This is a genomic window from Streptomyces sp. NPDC023481 (genome assembly GCF_055560195.1).
In genome coordinates, this window is the sequence record NZ_JBVHJE010000004.1 from 1 (window position 1) to 13,516 (window position 13,516).

Here is a 13,516-nt window from a genome sequence, read left to right on the forward strand (position 1 = left end):
TTCGCCGTCGTGATCGGTCTGGCCTACGCGTTCCTGCCCGTCGTCAACGAGGTGCCGAACGACTTCCCGGCCACCCTGCTGTGGCGGTTCCGGCTCTCCGCGCTGGCCATCCAGACCGTCCTGTGGGGCGGGTTCGGCCTGCTCTTCGGTGAACTGGCCGAACGCCTGCTGAACCCCAAGCCGGCAGCGGCCACCAGCGGCCGCGCGGTTCCGGCCGCGCACTGATTCCTTCCGGACAACAGAGGGCCCTTCGGAACCATCCGGGGGCCCTCTGGCGTTCTCCGGACACCGAGTCCGACGCAAGAGTGAGTACGGCTCGACAGTGCAGCCCGCCCCGACGCGGACCACCCGGCCGATGAGCGGAGGAACCGAGTGGCCAGAACCCCCCAGCCGCGCCACATCACCCTCGGCGGCCGTGAGGCGGTCGCCCTCACCCGGGAGGAATACGACCAACTCATCGCCAGCCGACGGCAGATCGGTGGCCAGAGCGCCCGGGTACGGGTCCTCGCCCAGCAGGCCAAACGCACCGAACAACTGCTTCATGACCTGGAGGCCCTGATCGCCTCACAGGGGGAGGACTGCACCGGGCAGGCCCACAGATCGTCGACGCCCTGTCTCCGCAGTTCCACTCAGTCAGATGCCACTGGCTCCTGCCTCCGCTGCGAGCTGGCGGCGTTGCTGCGCCGGCACCGGGATCCGGCGTCCTGAATGTCGGTGACGAGCCCTGGCCGACGTCCGGCACGGCCAAGGGGCGCCCGAGCCGCAGATTCCAGCGCCCGGCCCGGCCGCTGAGCCGGTCACCGTAAGGGGAGGCACATCGAGGCGCCAGAAGACAGCGGCGGGTATGTCCCACGCCGCAGTGATCGCCGTCCGCTCCACCTCCGGCTCGAAGACATCAGGGCCGGGACGCTCACGGCGTCCCGGCCCACCGAAGTGTCCGGTCAGGTCACGCGTCCGGCAACTCGCCGCGGACGGTGCGGGCGGCGGAGACCAGGTTCTCCAGGGAGGCGCGGGTCTCCGGCCAGCCGCGGGTCTTCAGGCCGCAGTCGGGGTTGACCCAGAGCCGTTCGGCCGGGATCGCCTTCAGCCCGGTGCGGAGCAGGTCGGCGGCCTCCTCGGCGCTCGGAACGCGCGGGGAGTGGATGTCGTAGACGCCGGGTCCGGCCTCGCGCGGGTAGCCGTGGGCGGCGAGTTCGCGGGCGACCTGCATGTGGGAGCGGGCGGCCTCCAGACTGATGACGTCGGCGTCGAGGTCGTCGATGGCCTGGACGATGTCACCGAACTCGGCGTAGCACATGTGCGTGTGGATCTGGGTGTCGGGCCGCACACCGCTGGTGGTGAGCCGGAAGGCTTCGGTCGCCCAGGCCAGGTAGGCCGGACGGTCGGCGGCGCGCAGCGGGAGAGTCTCGCGTAGCGCCGGTTCGTCCACCTGGATGACCGAGGTGCCGGCTGCTTCGAGGTCGCCGACCTCGTCGCGCAGCGCCAGGGCGACCTGGCGTGCGGTGTCGGCGAGGGGCTGGTCGTCGCGGACGAAGGACCAGGCGAGCATGGTGACCGGGCCGGTGAGCATGCCCTTGACCGGGCGGTCGGTGAGCGACTGGGCGTACGTCGTCCAGCGGACGGTCATCGGCTCGGGGCGGGAGATGTCGCCGACGAGGATCGGCGGGCGGACGTAGCGGGTGCCGTAGGACTGGACCCAGCCGTGCTGGGTGGCGAGGTAGCCGGTGAGCTGTTCGGCGAAGTACTGGACCATGTCGTTGCGTTCGGCCTCGCCGTGCACGAGGACGTCCAGTCCGGCCTTCTCCTGGAAGGCGATCACCTCCTGGATCTCCGCCTTGATCCGCTCCTCGTAGCCGGCGGTGTCGATGCGCCCGGCGCGCAGGTCGGCCCGTGCGGTGCGCAGTTCGCCGGTCTGCGGGAAGGAGCCGATGGTCGTGGTCGGCAGGAGGGGAAGGCGGAGGTGGGCGCGCTGGGCCGCGGTGCGTTCGGCGTAGGGCTGGGAGCGGCGGGCGTCGGCGTTGGTGACGGCGGCGGCGCGGGAGCGTACGGCGGGGCCGTTGGTGATGGGCGAGCCTGCTCGCGAGGCGAGGCCGGCGCGGTTGGCGGCCAGTTCGGCGGTGATCGTGCCGGTGCCCTGGGCGAGGCCCTTGGCGAGGGTGACGACCTCGCGCGTCTTCTGCCGGGCGAAGGCGAGCCAGCGCAGGATCTGGGGCTCGATGTCCCGTTCCGTGGTGGCGTCGAGCGGGACGTGCAGCAGGGAGCAGGACGCGGAGACGTCGACCCGGTCGGCCAGTCCGAGCAGGGTGCCCAGGGTGGACAGGGACTTGGCCAGGTCGTTGACCCAGATGTTGCGGCCGTTGACGACGCCGGCCACCAGCCGCTTGCCGGGCAGACCGCCTGCGGCGGCGAGGTCGTCGAGGTTGGCGGCGGCGGCCTCGGTGAAGTCCAGGGCCAGGCCCTCGACCGGTGCCTTGGCCAGTACCGGCAGGGCTTCGCCGAGCCGGTCGAAGTAGGACGCGACCAGCAGCTTGGGCCGGTCGGTGAGGGCGCCGAGGTCGCGGTAGGCGCGGCCGCCGGCGTCGAGTTCGGCCGGGGTGCGGTCCTGGACGAGGGCGGGTTCGTCCAGCTGGACCCACTCGGCGCCCGTGGCGCGCAGGTCGGCGAGGACTTCGGCGTACACCGGCAGCAGCCGGTCCAGCAGGGTGAGCGGCTCGAAGTCGTCCGGTACGCCGGGTGCGGGCTTGGCCAGGAGGAGGTAGGTGACCGGGCCGACCAGCACGGGCCGGGCGGTGAGGCCCAGTGCCAGGGCTTCCTTCAGCTCGGTGACCTGCTTGGTGGTGTCGGCGGCGAACACGGTGTCGGGGCCGAGTTCGGGGACGAGGTAGTGGTAGTTGGTGTCGAACCACTTGGTCATCTCCAGCGGTGCGACCTCCTGGGTGCCGCGGGCCATGGCGAAGTAGCCGTCGAGCGGGTCGGCGGCGACCGCCTCCCGGTGGCGTGCGGGGACGGCGCCAACCATGACGGTGGTGTCCAGGACGTGGTCGTAGTACGAGAAGTCGCCGGTGGGCACCTCGTCGATGCCGGCCTCGGCGAGCTGCCGCCAGTTCGTACGGCGCAGTTCCGAGGCGGTGGCACGGAGGGCGTCGGCGGTGACGCGCCCCTTCCAGTAGCCCTCGATCGCCTTCTTCAGTTCCCGGCTCTGTCCCTGGCGGGGGTAGCCGTGCACGGTGGACCGTGCTGCCGCGGCTGCGGGCTTGGTGGTCACGGAGATCTCCTTCGCGAGATGAATCCCTGAGATCCCTGGTGACGGGACGAGAGCGCGAAGGGGTGACGGACCCGGACGGGTACGAACTCGCGCGGCACGGCGCGGTCCTCCGTCCGGTATGTCGCCGACCCGCCCTCGAGGTCACCGGGATGTCCGCGCACGAGTGGTCCGGGCGCGGGCAGTTGGCAGGTCTTCGGACTCGCGGGCACGTCCTCACCGAGGAGGACTCCTACTGGCCGTCGCTTCCCAGGCCCTCCCGGGCCCAGTGCGTATGACGGCGGTCGTTCCCGCTCACCGCTGCGGGGCAGTCCCGGATTCCCACCGGGTTCCCTCTTACGACGCATCCCGCCTGGCGGACGGGGCGAACCAGCTGCACCCGCCACCCTACGGGGCCACCGTCGGACAAGGGAGCAGGACGTCCACCATCCGGACGGTGAGGCGGACCGATGCGCGCCGGGCAGGGCACAGGGCGGGAAGCCCGCCGCACACGCGCTTCCCGCCCTTCCCCTGTCACGCCGCCCGGGGACCCTCATCCCCTGCGGCGGCGCGGGTCCCTCGGCCCGCGCCGTACCGGGCCCTCAGACCGGTTCGTAGGTGTGGAACCCTCTGCCGGTCTTCCGGCCGAGGAGTCCGGCCTCCACCATCCGCTGGAGCAGCGGTGGAGGCGCGTGGAGCGGCTCGCGGAACTCGTCGTAGAGCGATTCGGCGATCGAGGCGACGGTGTCCAGTCCGATCAGGTCCGCGAGCTTCAGCGGGCCCATCGGGTGGGCGCAGCCCAGCTCCATGCCGGTGTCGATGTCGGCGGCCGTGGCGAAGCCTGACTCCGCCATGCGGATCGCCGACAGCAGGTAGGGGATGAGCAGCGCGTTGACGACGAAGCCGGCCCGGTCCTGGGAACGGATGACGGTCTTGCCGAGCACGCGGGCCGCGAAATCCTCGACCGTGGCGGTCGTGTCGGCCGAGGTGTGCAGCGAGGTCACGACCTCCACCAGTGGCAGCACGGGGACGGGATTGAAGAAGTGCAGTCCTACGACCCGGTCAGCGCGGCTCGTGGCCATGCCGAGTCGCATGACCGGGAGGGAGGAGGTGTTGGTGGCGAGGACGGCGGCGGGGTCCTCGATGATCTTGTCGAGGGCGGCGAACACCTCGGTCTTGGCGTCCGGGTTCTCCACCACGGCCTCCACGACGAGCTGCCGGTCGGCCAGGTCTTCGAGGTCGCCGGTGAAGACGAGGCGGGTGAGGGCGTTCCGCGCGGCGGACTCCTCCAGCTTGCCGCGCCGGACGGCGCGGTCGAGGGAGGCCGCCACCCGGTCCCGCGCGGCTCGGGCCGCGACGGCGTCGACCTCGCACACCACGGTGTCCAGCCCCGCTCGTGCGCAGACCTCGGCGATACCGGCGCCCATCTGACCGCCACCCACGACGCCGATGCGCCCGATGTCCCCGCTCACGCCCTGGCCTCCGTCCGGCGCACGAGGTGCCGGGTGTAGGCGTCAGGGGTGAAGAAGAGCGGCACCTCGGCTGCCAGAGCGGTTCGTTCGAACAGCGCGCGGGCCGCTTGGACATCTGCCCAGGGGTATGCGGCGCCGAGCGCGGCGGCCTCGTCGTCGAGCAGCCCGAGGACCGTCTCCCGGTCGACCACCCGATGGCGCAGCCACTGCCAGATCTGCACGCGGGCGATCTCGGCGGTCGCCGCGTCCTCCATGAGCCCGTACAGGGCGACGGCGCCCTGGCCGCGCAGCCAGGCGGCGAAGTAGCGCAGGGCGACGGCGACATTGGTGCGAACGCCCTCCATGGTCGGGGGGCCGCTGATGCGGCGCACCGACAGCAGGTCGACCGCCGTCACCTCCACGTCGTCGCGTGTCCGGTCGAGCTGGTGGGGGCGTTCGCCGAGGACGTCGTCGAAGACCTCGCGGCAGACGGGGACGAGGCCGGGGTGGGCGACCCAGGAGCCGTCGAAGCCGTCCTCCGCCTCGCGCTCCTTGTCCAGCCGCACCTTGGCGAGTGCGGCCTCATGGGCGGCCGGGTCCTTGTCCGGCACCTGTGCTGCCATGCCGCCGATGGCGTGGGCGCCGCGCTTGTGGCAGGTGCTGACGAGGAGTTCGGTGTAGGCGCGCATGAAGGGGGCGGTCATCGTGACCTTGGCGCGGTCGGGCAGGAGGAAGTCGGTGCGGTGGCCGAAGGTCTTGATCACGCTGAACAGGTAGTCCCAGCGCCCCGCGTTGAGGCCGGCGCTGTGCTCCCGCAGCTCGTAGAGGATCTCCTCCATCTCGAACGCTGCGGTGATCGTCTCGATGAGAACGGTGGCGCGGACGGTGCCGCGCGGGATGCCGAGCAGTTCCTGGGCGGTGACGAAGATGTCGTTCCAGAGCCGGGCCTCGTAGCGGTTCTCCAGTTTGGGCAGGTAGAAGTACGGGCCCTGCCCGGCGTCGATCTGCCGCTGGGCGCAGTGGAAGAAGTACAGGCCGAAGTCGACGAGCGCGGCGGGCACGGGGCGGCCGTCGTACTCCAGGTGCTCCTCGTCGAGATGCCAGCCGCGCGGCCGTACGACGATGGTGGCGAGCTGTTCGCCGAGCCGGTACTCCTTGCCCTCGGGGGTGGTGAAGTCGATGCGGCGCTCGATGGCGTCCAGCAGGTTCAGCTGCCCGCTGATGACGTTGTTCCAGGTGGGCGCGGTGGCGTCCTCGAAGTCGGCCATCCAGACCGCGGCCCCGGAGTTGAGGGCGTTGACCGTCATCCGGCGGTCCGGGGGGCCCGTGATCTCGACGCGCCGGTCGCTCAGCCCGGGCGCGGGTGGTGCGGCCCGCCAGGACGGGTCGGCACGGATGGCGGAGGTGACCATCGGGAAGTCGAGCGGGGAGCCCGAGGCCAGGCGCAGGACCTGCCGGCGGCGTTCCCTCATCAGGTCGTTCCGGCGGGTACCGAAGGCGGCGGCCAGGTGGCCCAGGAAGTCCAGGGCGGCGGGTGTGAGGATCTCGTCGTGACGCTCGCCCGCGGGCGCGAGAACGCGGACGTGGCGGGTCAGGGCACTGGTGGACATCGCTTCTCCTGCGAGCGGGGCGGAGTGGGCGGGTTCGGGGAGCGGGGGTCGGACGAGGACGGTCGTGCGACCCCCGCTCCTCTCGGGCAGACAGGTCAGGTCGCGAAGGGACGGCCTAGTGGAACTGCTCCTCCTCCGTGGAACCGGCCAGCGCGGTGGTCGAGGAGGCGGGGTTGACGGCGGTGGACACCAGGTCGAAGTAGCCGGTGCCGACCTCGCGCTGGTGCTTGACGGCGGTGAAGCCGTGGGCCTGTGCGGCGAACTCCCGCTCCTGGAGGTCCACGTAGGCGGTCATGCCGTGCTCGGCGTAGCCGCGGGCGAGGTCGAACATGCCGTGGTTCAGGGAGTGGAAGCCGGCCAGCGTGATGAACTGGAAGCGGTAGCCCATCGCGCCCAGCTCTCGCTGGAACTTGGCGATCTGGTCGTCGTCCAGGGCGGCCTTCCAGTTGAAGGAGGGCGAGCAGTTGTAGGCCAGCATCTGGTCCGGGTACCGCGCGTGGATCGCCTCGGCGAACTCGCGGGCCTGCGCCAGGTCCGGCGTGCCCGTCTCGACCCAGATCAGGTCGGCGTAGGGGGCGTACGCCAGGCCGCGGGCGATCACGGGTGCCATGCCGTTGCGGACCCGGTAGAAGCCCTCGGCGGTGCGCTCGCCGGTGACGAACTCGGCGTCGCGCTCGTCGACGTCGGTGGTGAGCAGGTTCGCGGCGAGGGCGTCGGTGCGGGCGATGACGACCGTGGGCACGTCGGCGATGTCCGCGGCGAGGCGGGCCGCGTTCAGGGTGCGGATGTGCTGCGAGGTCGGCACCAGGACCTTGCCGCCGAGGTGGCCGCACTTCTTCTCCGAGGCCAGCTGGTCCTCGTAGTGGATACCCGCCGCGCCCGCCGCGATCATCGCCTTGGTCAGCTCGAAGGCGTTCAGCGGACCACCGAAACCGGCCTCGGCGTCGGCGACGATCGGGGCCAGCCAGTCCGTCGTGTCCCCGGCGTCCTCCGCGGTGGCGATCTGGTCGGCGCGCAGGAGCGCGTTGTTGATCCGGCGGACCACCTGGGGAACGGAGTTGGCGGGATAGAGGCTCTGGTCGGGGTAGGTGTGGCCGGCCAGGTTGGCGTCGGCGGCGACCTGCCAGCCGGACAGGTAGATGGCCTGCAGACCGGCCTTGACCTGCTGGACGGCCTGGCCACCGGTCAGGGCGCCGAGCGCGTGGACGTAGTCCCGCTCGTGCAGCTGGCGCCACAGCCGCTCGGCACCGCGCCGGGCCAGGGTGTGCTCCTCGCGGACGCTGCCGGAGAGCCGGACGACGTCGTCGGCGCTGTACGTGCGCTCGATGCCCTGCCAGCGCGGGTCGGTGGCCCAGCGCCGCGTGAGTTCCTCGGCCGCCTGTGTCCTCGCCTCTGCCATGACTGTCACGTCTCCTTCGATCCAGGCTGTTGCCAAGCCTGCGCTGCTCGATTCACGGACGGCACGGTGTGTCGTCGCCCTGAGGTGCGGCCCGCCGTCTCCTCGAAGGAGCGAAAGCGAGCAATGCTGTCGCAGACCACCGCCACTACCGGAAACCCAATGTCAGGGCACTGAGTTGAGTCCCGGATCAGGCGATGCCTGCCAAGGTCCGGCGGGCCGCACTGGAACTCTGACACTGGCACTGAGTGCCATCAACCGTGGACGTCTGCCAACCTCTGCGAATCTTCTCGACGTCTTTTGCCAATCTTGCGAAGGCTGTCGGTGCCGCCGTTTGGCCTACACTCCCGAGGCGGCGGACAGGGAGGATCACGGTGGGCAAGACCTACGCGGGAGCGCGCCTGCGGCGGCTGCGCGAAGAGCGCCGCATGAGCCAGGCGGAACTCGCCCGCGTGCTGGGCATCTCGCCGAGCTACCTCAACCAGATGGAGCACGATTCCCGTCCGCTCACCGTGCCCGTTCTGCTCAGGCTGACGGAGACGTTCGGCGTCGACCCGGGCTTCTTCTCGGAACGCGACACGACCCGTCTGGTCGCCGACCTGCGCGAGGCGCTGACGCGCGACATCGCGAACGCCCGCATCTCCTCTTCCGACCTCGCCGAACTGGCCTCGCGGCTGCCTGCGGTCGCGCAGGTCCTCCTCGACCTGGGCCGCCGCAACCAACTGCTGGCCGAGCGCCTGACCGGCACGACTGACGGCCGCGACCCGACAGGGGAGACACCCCGCTCACCCCACGAGGAGATCCGCGACTTCTTCTACCGCCGCCGGAACTACCTCCACGACACCGACCTCGCGGCCGAGCGGCTTGCCGACGAGGTCGGCATCCGGCCCGGCGAGGTCGTACAGGCCCTGACGAACCGCCTCACCAAGAGGCACGGCATCCACCTCTCGGCCGATGCCGGCGACCACCTCCACCGCTACGACGAAGCCACCCGCACCCTCTGTATGTCCAGCCGCCTGCGCCCCGGTCAGCGAGCCTTCCGGATGGCTACGCAGCTCGCCCTGCTCGAGTACGGCGAGGAACTGGACCGGCAGGCCGCCGAAGACTTCCAGGCCGGCTCGCCCGCCCACGCGCTGGCCCGCATCGGCATCGCCAACTACTTCGCGGCGGCCCTGATCCTGCCGTACGGAGCCTTCCACGCGGCCGCCGAGGAGGTGCGCTACGACATCGAGCGCCTCACCGACCGCTACGGCCTCGGCTACGAGACCGTCTGCCACCGCCTGAGCACCCTCCAGCGCCCCCGCCTGCGAGGTGTGCCCTTCTCCTTCGTCCGCGTCGACCGCGCCGGCAACATGTCCAAGCGGCAGTCGGCCACCGGCTTCCACTTCTCCCGGGCCGGCGGCACCTGCCCGCTGTGGAACATCTACGAGGCGTTCGCCGCCCCCGGCCGCATCCACGTCCAGATCGCCGAAATGCCCGACGGGCAGCGCTACTTGTGGACCGCGCGAGCCGTCACCCGGCACCGCGGCGGCTGGGGCGAACCCGGCAAGACGTTCGCCATCGGCCTCGGCTGCGAGATCCGCCACGCCCACCGCCTCGTCTACTCCGACGGCCTCGACCTCACCAGCACCTCCGCCGCCACCCCGATCGGCATGGGCTGCCGCGTCTGCGAACGCCTCGACTGCCCCCAACGTGCCGCCCCACCCCTTGGTCATCAGCTGCTGATCGACCAGAACACGAGCACCTTCGTGCCGTACCCCGTGTCCGACGCCACCAATGTGCCGGCAGGGAACTGAGGACTGGGCGTCCCCGTCAGTCAAGGGCGGGCGCGTAGTAACAGGTCAGGGCACCGAGGTCGGTCGTCCCTGCCCGGCCGGTCAGAGCTCCAGGCGGTAGCCATGTCCTCTCAGTGTGGTGATGCGGGGCAGGCGGGCGGGGACGGGAAGTGGCTCGGCTGCGTCGGTGAGGCGGCGGCGCAGGGCGGCCATGGTGACGTCGAGGGTTTTGGTGGAACCGAACCAGCGTCACCTCGGACACCTTGGGCGAGGCGAACTTCGGTACCTGTGAACGCAGCCGGGGCAGGACGGTGTGCGTGACCGAGCCGACCGTGGGTGCGGTGGCCTCCCTGGCCACCTGCATCCGTACGGTGTTCAGCTTGTCCGTGAACGCGGTGGCGCCGCCCTGCTGGGTACGGGCCCAGCCCTCGGGCACCTTCACGGTGAAGCCGGATCCGCCGAAGGCGACGTAGACCTGGTTGTCGGGGATGTCACCGGGCGGGTTGGACTCGGTGGGCGCCGCGTTGTTCTGCGCGCCGGGGGCCGAGGACGACGAGGACGAGCTCGAGGGCGGAGGGGCCTTGGAAGCCGTCGGGCCGGATCCGGAACAGCCGGCTGTCACCGCCGCGACGAGCCCCAGACCCACCATCGCGTACGTCCGTGCGTGTGCTGCCATGTGGCCGCGGTCGCGCTGGCCGTCGGCGTGCTCGTCGCCCGCCGACAGGCACGAGCACTGGCCACGCCGCTGGAGGACCCTTCCCGCCACTGCCGGGCCGTCACCGAAGGGGACCTGAACGCCCGGGCGGCACCCAGTAGCATCACCGAGATCGACCAGGTCGCCCGCACCCACAACGAGATGCTCCACAGCCTGTCCGAACTCCTGCGCCGGGAAAGCGACTTCGCCGCCAACGCCTCCCACCAGTTGCGCACACCCCTGACCGGCCTCCAGCTCACGCTCGAGTCGGGCCTGGTACAGGACGACGACGCCCGGCTGCGGCCCGTCCTCACCGAGGCGCTCGCTACCACGCGACGGCTGCACCGCACGGTGCAGGAGGTGCTTCGCCTGTCCTCGTCCCGTGGTCTGCCCCGGGCACCTGCGGCCGACCGGCCGCTGGGCCGGGTGCTGAGGGCGACGGAGGAACGTTGGCACGGCCCGTTCGCCCAGGCCGGCCGGCGCCTGGAGTGCCACGCGAGGGATGTCCTGGGCGACATCCCCGTCCCCGGCGGGCCCGTCGCGGAGATCCTCGACATCCTGCTGGACAACGCCCGCGTCCATGGAAGGGGCTCGGTCCGCCTGGTCGTACGCGACCTCGACGACGCCCTCGCCTTCGATGTCACCGACGAGGGCGAGGTACACGGCCCGGCGGCACAGCTCTTCGATCGTGGCCACACCAGTGGGGGGCAGGGGACGGGCATCGGCCTCGGCCTCGCCCGAGATCTCGCGGTGTCCCTGGGCGGTCGGCTCTCGCTGACCGGCAGCACACCGACCGCCTTCACGCTGCTCGTGCCGGTGCGCGGCGAGGGGACGGCGTGAAGACCGATTCGGCTGACACGGCAGCGGGGCTGGACAAGATCAACCTTGCCCAGCCCCTGCCGGTACGAAGACGCTGCGACCGGCCGCAGACCCGCGTCAGCTCACCGTCAGCTGATCTTCACGGTGACCGGCGAGGAGTGGAACGTGCCCGACTTGGTCGCCACCCGCACCTGCTCGGTGCCCTTTTTGGTGAACGTCCGCTTGATCGTGTAGGTGCCGTTCTTGTTGACGGCCACCGTGGTCTTCAGCGTGGTCCACTTGCCGTTGTGCATGTGCTGGAGCACCAGCGTCGAACCGGACTTGATGCCCCTGACCCGGCCGGAGAACACCACGGCGTTGCCCACCTTGACGGCCTTGCGGTCGGCCGAGACGGTGATCGAGCCCATCGCGGTCGTCGTCCGCGACGGCTTCATGCTCGGCATGCCGGTGCGGGTCGTGGAGGGCTTGGGGGCCGGCGTCCCGGTCGCGGCGACGGCTCCGGCCGTACCGGTGGACAGCAGGGCGGCGGACAGAGCACCGGCGGCGAGCGCACGGGCGTGGCGGCTTCGGGTGGTGGTCATCGTGGGTCTCCTGATTCGTCGGAGTTCCCCCCTGGGGCGAGTCGGCCGTTCGGGCGGCTCGCGAATCCAGGCTGGCCCGAGCGCGGCGGAGCGGCATGTCGAAGCAAGGTCGGGAGTCGCGGAAACGTCTGTCGCTTTCGACGAAGCCCCAGGTCGGCGACGCAATTACCCACCGCCCGTGATCATCTCCATTTTTACCGCTTGTCACTGGATTGGCGTAACCTGCTACCGAGGGTGAGACACGGACCTGGTGGTGGTGGACGACGACGCCCCCCTGGCCTTCGCGCTGCCCGGCACGCCGGGACGCATCGTGGTATCCCGGGGAATGCTGCGCTGCCTCGGTGACGGTGAACGCGAGGCCCTGCTCGCGCACGAACGGGCACATCTGCGCGGCCGGCACCACCTTTCCAGAGTGTGTGGCGGCTCTCGGCGGCTTTGAACCCGTTGCTGCGGCCGTTGGCAGTCGCCGGCGGCTTCGTCCTGGAACGCTGGGCCGACGAAGAGGCCGCCGAGAGTGTCGGTGACCGCAAGATCGTCGCCCACGCCGTCGGCCGTGCGGCTCTGGCCTCGGCCGGGGCGCCGCGTCCCCTCGCTATGGCCGTGACCGGCGGTGCGGTTCCCCAGCGGGTGCGGGCCCTGCTGGCTCCGCCTCCCGCGCGCCGGAACCTGCCCTTCGTGGCGGGTGGCATGCTGCTGGCCGCGTGCTGCGCCAGCCTTGCCGGCGCCGCGTCCGACAGCGACCACATGGTGGACAGCGCGCACTGGGCACAGTGCGCGCTGCACGCGGGCACCGCCGGTGCGCCGTCGCAGCATCAAGACACGCCCGACTCCTGCTGCGGTGGTCACGAGCGTCAGGGAGAAGGGAGCACCGACCGTGACCGGCGTGAGTCTCGCGCTACCCCGTCGCCAACGTGGCCGGTGGGCTACCAGTAGTGGCGGCGGCCGCCGACGGCGTGGCCGACGGAGCCGAGGAGGAACAGGATGGCTCCGATGACGAGCAGGATGATGCCGATCGTCCACAGAATGCCGATGTGCAGGACGAATCCGACGATGAGCAGGATGACGCCAAGTGCGATCATGGCGCTCTTCTTTCTCTCCGGCCGGTGTGCTGGCCGCTGATGAGCTGTTCGTAGCCTTCGGTGGGGTAGCCGCGGTCGTGCATCAGTGAGGTCACCAGCCGATCCGCGTCGTACGGCGTCTTCAGGGCGGTCCACGAACTCGCGCCGGTAGGCATCGGACCGACCTCCTACTGAATTCCTATTTCCCCATATTTCCTGTTTGCTATGAATCATTCCTGAGCGGAAGGCTTCCTCACGGCGCATCCGTGTCGAGCAAGGCATCGCTCACCTGAAGAACTGGCGAGCTCTGACCCGCCACCTCGGCCGCCGCGAGCCGCGCCGCGAGGGCACGAGCCGCCGGGTTCACCTGGCTGTGTGAGATTTCGTGAGACGTGAGAGGGTCTGGGGCGTGAGTGAGACACCACCGAACACCCTGCAATACCGCTTCGACGGGCCAGAAGACGCTCCGGTCCTGATCCTGGGTCCCTCACTGGGTACCACATGGCACAGGTTGTAGAGACCGTCCAGGGGCGTCTACGCCAGTCCGGCGTGGGCGTGAAATCGCAGGTCAGGGCCTCCTGGTCCGGGAGGGTCCGCCCAGTTGGTGATGGCTGCGTGATACGCGGGTGATACGGCGAGGTTCCGCCGGGGTTCGTTCTGGCGGGACTTCTGCGCGGAGCCGTGAGACTCGAAGCCGCACAGGAGTGCTCCTGTGCGGCTTCGCCGTGAGTTCGCCTGGGCTCGCAGGGCGTGACCCATCGGCTCCTCTTGCAGGTCGTGTTCCGGCGATGCCTCCAGGGGCGCGGATTTGCGATCGCACCCTTCACTACGGATTCGTGGGGCGACAGGCATCGCCTGCAAGCCAGACGCGGCGTTGACGTCGAGTTTGCG

General features: G+C 70.6%; 13 protein-coding genes, 2 pseudogenes and 1 riboswitch. Of the genes and pseudogenes, 7 read left to right on the plus strand and 8 right to left on the minus strand.

The features are described from left to right. The coding region (locus tag ACZ3ZD_RS10275) for a CbtA family protein (RefSeq protein ID WP_467395340.1) at nt 1-225 on the plus strand (225 nt) is incomplete at its 5' end. A 147-nt stretch (nt 226-372) separates the two neighbouring features. Beyond that, nucleotides 373-708, plus strand: coding sequence for a hypothetical protein (locus tag ACZ3ZD_RS10280; protein WP_467395341.1), 336 nt, complete (start codon nt 373-375; stop codon nt 706-708). A gap of 25 nt (nt 709-733) precedes the next feature. Here ACZ3ZD_RS10280 and ACZ3ZD_RS10285 read toward each other — a convergent pair. The 5 genes and pseudogenes from ACZ3ZD_RS10285 to aceA form a co-directional block, all read right to left on the minus strand. Continuing rightward, nucleotides 734-894 (minus strand): annotated as a pseudogene (locus ACZ3ZD_RS10285) (histidine phosphatase family protein); the annotation flags it as partial. A gap of 52 nt (nt 895-946) precedes the next feature. Continuing rightward, nucleotides 947-3,265 (minus strand): 5-methyltetrahydropteroyltriglutamate--homocysteine S-methyltransferase, encoded by a 2,319-nt coding sequence (metE, locus tag ACZ3ZD_RS10290; RefSeq protein ID WP_467395342.1) that lies wholly within the window; start codon nt 3,263-3,265, stop codon nt 947-949. Nucleotides 3,266-3,432: 167 nt separating this feature from the next. Continuing rightward, nucleotides 3,433-3,651: riboswitch (cobalamin riboswitch) on the minus strand. A 192-nt stretch (nt 3,652-3,843) separates the two neighbouring features. Continuing rightward, nucleotides 3,844-4,713 carry a 3-hydroxybutyryl-CoA dehydrogenase gene (locus ACZ3ZD_RS10295; RefSeq protein WP_467395343.1) on the minus strand — a complete coding sequence of 290 codons (870 nt, stop codon included), beginning with the start codon at nt 4,711-4,713 and terminating at the stop codon, nt 3,844-3,846. Further along, nucleotides 4,710-6,302, minus strand: coding sequence for a malate synthase A (aceB, locus tag ACZ3ZD_RS10300; protein ID WP_467395344.1), 1,593 nt, complete (start codon nt 6,300-6,302; stop codon nt 4,710-4,712). Before aceB ends, ACZ3ZD_RS10295 begins: the two co-directional genes overlap by 4 nt. 115 nt (nt 6,303-6,417) lie before the next feature. Then, nucleotides 6,418-7,701 carry an isocitrate lyase gene (gene aceA, locus ACZ3ZD_RS10305; protein WP_467395345.1) on the minus strand — a complete coding sequence of 428 codons (1,284 nt, stop codon included), beginning with the start codon at nt 7,699-7,701 and terminating at the stop codon, nt 6,418-6,420. Between the two features lie 371 nt (nt 7,702-8,072). Between aceA and ACZ3ZD_RS10310 the strand changes: the two genes are divergently transcribed. Continuing rightward, complete coding sequence (locus ACZ3ZD_RS10310; RefSeq protein ID WP_467395346.1) at nt 8,073-9,494, plus strand: short-chain fatty acyl-CoA regulator family protein; 1,422 nt, start codon at nt 8,073-8,075, stop codon at nt 9,492-9,494. 81 nt (nt 9,495-9,575) lie between these two features. On the opposite strand, the pseudogene ACZ3ZD_RS10315 reads toward ACZ3ZD_RS10310, so the two are convergent. Continuing rightward, nucleotides 9,576-9,719, minus strand: a pseudogene (locus tag ACZ3ZD_RS10315) (DNA-binding response regulator); the annotation flags it as partial. A gap of 71 nt (nt 9,720-9,790) precedes the next feature. Between ACZ3ZD_RS10315 and ACZ3ZD_RS10320 the strand changes: the two are divergent. Together ACZ3ZD_RS10320 and ACZ3ZD_RS10325 are read left to right on the plus strand one after the other, a co-directional pair. Beyond that, complete coding sequence (locus ACZ3ZD_RS10320) at nt 9,791-9,946, plus strand: hypothetical protein (protein WP_467395347.1); 156 nt, start codon at nt 9,791-9,793, stop codon at nt 9,944-9,946. A gap of 203 nt (nt 9,947-10,149) precedes the next feature. After that, nucleotides 10,150-11,007, plus strand: coding sequence for a sensor histidine kinase (locus ACZ3ZD_RS10325; RefSeq protein WP_467395348.1), 858 nt, complete (start codon nt 10,150-10,152; stop codon nt 11,005-11,007). Nucleotides 11,008-11,114: 107 nt separating this feature from the next. Here the strand turns inward: ACZ3ZD_RS10325 and ACZ3ZD_RS10330 are convergent, their stop codons facing one another. Continuing rightward, complete coding sequence (locus tag ACZ3ZD_RS10330; RefSeq protein ID WP_467395349.1) at nt 11,115-11,567, minus strand: hypothetical protein; 453 nt, start codon at nt 11,565-11,567, stop codon at nt 11,115-11,117. Nucleotides 11,568-11,823: 256 nt separating this feature from the next. Here ACZ3ZD_RS10330 and ACZ3ZD_RS10335 point away from each other — a divergent pair, with 256 nt between their 5' ends. Then, nucleotides 11,824-12,006 (plus strand): M48 family metalloprotease, encoded by a 183-nt coding sequence (locus ACZ3ZD_RS10335; protein ID WP_467395789.1) that lies wholly within the window; start codon nt 11,824-11,826, stop codon nt 12,004-12,006. Then, the gene (locus tag ACZ3ZD_RS10340) at nt 11,982-12,500 is read left to right on the plus strand and encodes a M48 family metalloprotease (RefSeq protein ID WP_467395350.1); all 519 of its coding nucleotides are present in this window, start codon (nt 11,982-11,984) and stop codon (nt 12,498-12,500) included. Before ACZ3ZD_RS10335 ends, ACZ3ZD_RS10340 begins: the two co-directional genes overlap by 25 nt. Here ACZ3ZD_RS10340 and ACZ3ZD_RS10345 read toward each other — a convergent pair. Beyond that, nucleotides 12,491-12,646: a DUF6131 family protein gene (locus ACZ3ZD_RS10345; protein WP_387956046.1), complete on the minus strand. Its 156-nt coding sequence runs from the start codon at nt 12,644-12,646 to the stop codon at nt 12,491-12,493. The two genes, ACZ3ZD_RS10340 and ACZ3ZD_RS10345, sit on opposite strands and share 10 nt — an antisense overlap. Nucleotides 12,647-13,516: the final 870 nt, after the last annotated feature.